The sequence below is a fragment of the Streptomyces sp. genome (assembly GCF_031178505.1).
In the GTDB taxonomy this organism is placed as follows: Bacteria; Actinomycetota; Actinomycetes; order Streptomycetales; family Streptomycetaceae; genus Streptomyces; species Streptomyces gulbargensis.
On sequence record NZ_JAPSIW010000861.1, the window covers coordinates 1 to 2,715 of the forward strand.

3 protein-coding genes are annotated in these 2,715 nt (G+C 73.1%); 2 read left to right on the top strand and 1 reads right to left on the bottom strand.

Features of this window, described 5'->3' with window-relative positions:
* Positions 1-37: 37 nt before the first annotated feature.
* Positions 38-709, bottom strand: coding sequence for a lysophospholipid acyltransferase family protein (locus RIF68_RS33570; protein ID WP_309055250.1), 672 nt, complete (start codon positions 707-709; stop codon positions 38-40).
* A 218-nt stretch (positions 710-927) separates the two neighbouring features.
* Between RIF68_RS33570 and RIF68_RS33575 the strand changes: the two genes are divergently transcribed.
* Together RIF68_RS33575 and RIF68_RS33580 are read left to right on the top strand one after the other, a co-directional pair.
* Positions 928-2,100, top strand: a complete 1,173-nt coding sequence (locus RIF68_RS33575) for a glycerophosphodiester phosphodiesterase (protein ID WP_309055251.1) — start codon at positions 928-930, stop codon at positions 2,098-2,100.
* A 109-nt stretch (positions 2,101-2,209) separates the two neighbouring features.
* Positions 2,210-2,715: sigma-70 family RNA polymerase sigma factor (locus tag RIF68_RS33580; protein WP_309055252.1), on the top strand; the 506-nt coding region annotated here is incomplete at its 3' end.

Consider the following 2,715-nt stretch of genomic DNA (forward strand, 5'->3'; position numbering starts at 1 on the left):
CTTTCGCCGTACGGGGCACCGCTGCCGTCCGCGTGCGTCAGGCGGCCTTCGCCTTGGTGGCGTACATGTCCACGTACTCCTGACCCGACAGGCGCATGACCTCCGCCATCACGGAGTCCGTCACCGCGCGGAGCACGTACCGGTCGCGGTCCATGCCCTCGTACCGCGAGAACTCCATCGCCTCGCCGAAGCGCACCGTGACCCGCCCCGGCCGCGGGAAGCCCGCGCCGCCCGGCTGGATCTTGTCGGTGCCGATCATCGCGAACGGCACCACCGGCGCCCCCGTCATCAGGGTCAGCCGCGCGATGCCCGTACGGCCCCGGTACAGCCGGCCGTCGGGGGAGCGGGTGCCCTCCGGGTAGATCGAGAAGATCTTGCCCTCCTCCAGGACCCGGCGGCCGGTCATCAGCGCGGCCACCCCGCCGCGCCCGCCGTCCCGGTCCACCGGGATCATGCCGACGCTGGTGAAGAACCACGCCATCGCGCGGCCCTTGAGGCCCTTGCCCGTCACGTACTCGTCCTTGCCGATGAAGAAGACCTGACGCTCCAGGCAGATCGGCATGATCATCGAGTCGATGAAGGTGAGGTGGTTGCCGGCCAGGATCACGGGCCCGGTGCCGGGAATGTTCTCCGCCCCCTCCACCCGGGGGCGGAACATCAGGCGCATGACCGGCCCGAGCACTGCCTTGATGATCGCGAGACGGGACAACGGTTCCTCCGGGTGGGACGCGGGTCAGCGGGCCGACGGTGCAGCTGGCGACGATACTCGCGGGTCACCACCGTGCGCACATCGGGTTCACCGGTTGGATACACAGTGTTGACGTGAGTTTCCGCCATGTTCGACCGGGGTCTGCCGCCCGTAGGGCCTCCCTGCCTACGGTCGGGGACACCGCCGACACGTGCGGGACATCACACAGGAGGTACTTCATGACTCAGGGCGCGCGCCCGACCCCGGCACGGCGGACGGTCCTCGGAGCGGCGGGGGCGGCCGTCCTCGGCGCCTCCGCGGCGCTGACGGCCGCCGGCACCGCGCAGGCCGGCGAACGGGGCCGCGACCACGGGCCCGGCCGGGGCCGCGGCTACCGCTCCCTGCCCGTCCCCACCGTGATCGCCCACCGGGGCGCCAGCGGCTACCGCCCCGAACACACCCTCGGCTCCTACCAGCTGGCCCTCGACCTCGGCGCCGACGTCATCGAGCAGGACCTCGTCCCCACCAAGGACGGGCACCTCGTCTGCCGTCACGAGAACGACATCACCGGCACCACCGACGTCGCCGACCACCCCGAGTTCGCCTCCCGCCGAACGACCAAGAACGTCGACGGAACCACCCTCACCGGCTGGTTCACCGAGGACTTCACACTGGCCGAGCTCAAGACGCTCCGCGCCAAGGAGCGCATCCCCGGCACGCGCCAGGAGAACACCCTCTACGACGGCCGCTGGACCGTCCCCACCTTCGAGGAGGTGCTGCGCTGGGCCGAGACGGAGGGCCGCCGCCGGGGCCGGGAGATCTGGCTCCACGTCGAGACCAAGCACCCCACGTACTTCCGCGGGCTCGGCCTCGGTCTGGAGGAACGTCTCGCCGTCCTGCTGCGCCGCTACGGACGCCACCGCGCCGACTCGCCCACCTTCTTGCAGTCCTTCGAGCCCACCAGCATGCGGCGCATGGCGAAGCTCGTCGCCACCCCGCGTGTCGTCCTGCTCTGGACTCCCGACGACCGCCCGTGGGACTTCCGGCAGTCGGGCGACCCGCGCACGGTCGCCGACCTCGTCACCCCCGAGGGCCTCGCCTGGATCGCCTCCTTCGCCCAGGGCATCGGCCCGCTCCTCGACCTCGTCATCCCCAAGGACAAGGACGGCAGGCTCGGCGAGCCGACCACCCTGGTGCGCGACGCCCACGCCCGCGGCCTGATCCTCCACCCGTACACGCACCGCAACGAGAACGCCTTCCTCCCGGCCGACTTCCGCCGCGGCACCGACCCCGCCGCCTACGGCGACTCCTTCGGTGCCCTCAAGCGCTACCTGGAGACCGGGATCGACGGCATCTTCTCCGACAACCCCGACACGGCCCTCCTCGCCGCCGCCGACGCCGGACGGCGCTGACACCGGGCGCACGACCCCGGGGGTACGGGCGCCCCGGCCCGTACCCCCGCCCGGGTGGTTTACCGCCCGGCCCGCAACCGGCCCCCCGCCCGGCCGCATCGTGGCGGGCATGACTCCCCCCACCTCGCCGGAAGCCCTGCTCCGCACCCTCACCCCACTCCTCGCCGCCGAGTCCGAGGCGGAGGCCGCGGCCGCCGGCGTCGAACCGGACGACCTCGAACAGGCCGTGTGGCTCCGGCTCCTGGAACGCCTCCGCGACGACGGCGCCCCCGAACGCCCCGCCGAGTGGCTGCGCCGGGCCGTCCGCGCCGAGGCCCGCCGCTGCCGCCGTGCCGCCCTGCGCGAGCGGCCCTACCGGGACGACCCGGCCCCCGCCCCGCACGGCGGCGAGGCGCCGGACTCCCCGGAGACCTCCGCACTCGTCGCCGAACGTCGCCGCACCGTCCGCGCCGCCGTCACCCGGACGCCCGGCCGCTGCCCCCGGCTGCTGGCCGCCATGCTCGACCCCGCCGACCCCACCTACCGGGAAATCGCAGGAGCGTTGGGTATCTCACAAGGCAGTCTGGGGCCGATGCGTTCCCGTTGCCTGGGATGCCTGCGCAGAATGCTCGCCGC

Coding starts and splice junctions, on each gene's coding strand:
- RIF68_RS33575 (WP_309055251.1), top strand. CDS start 928: ATGACTCAGGGCGCGCGCCCGACCCCGGCACGGCGGACGGTCCTCGGA.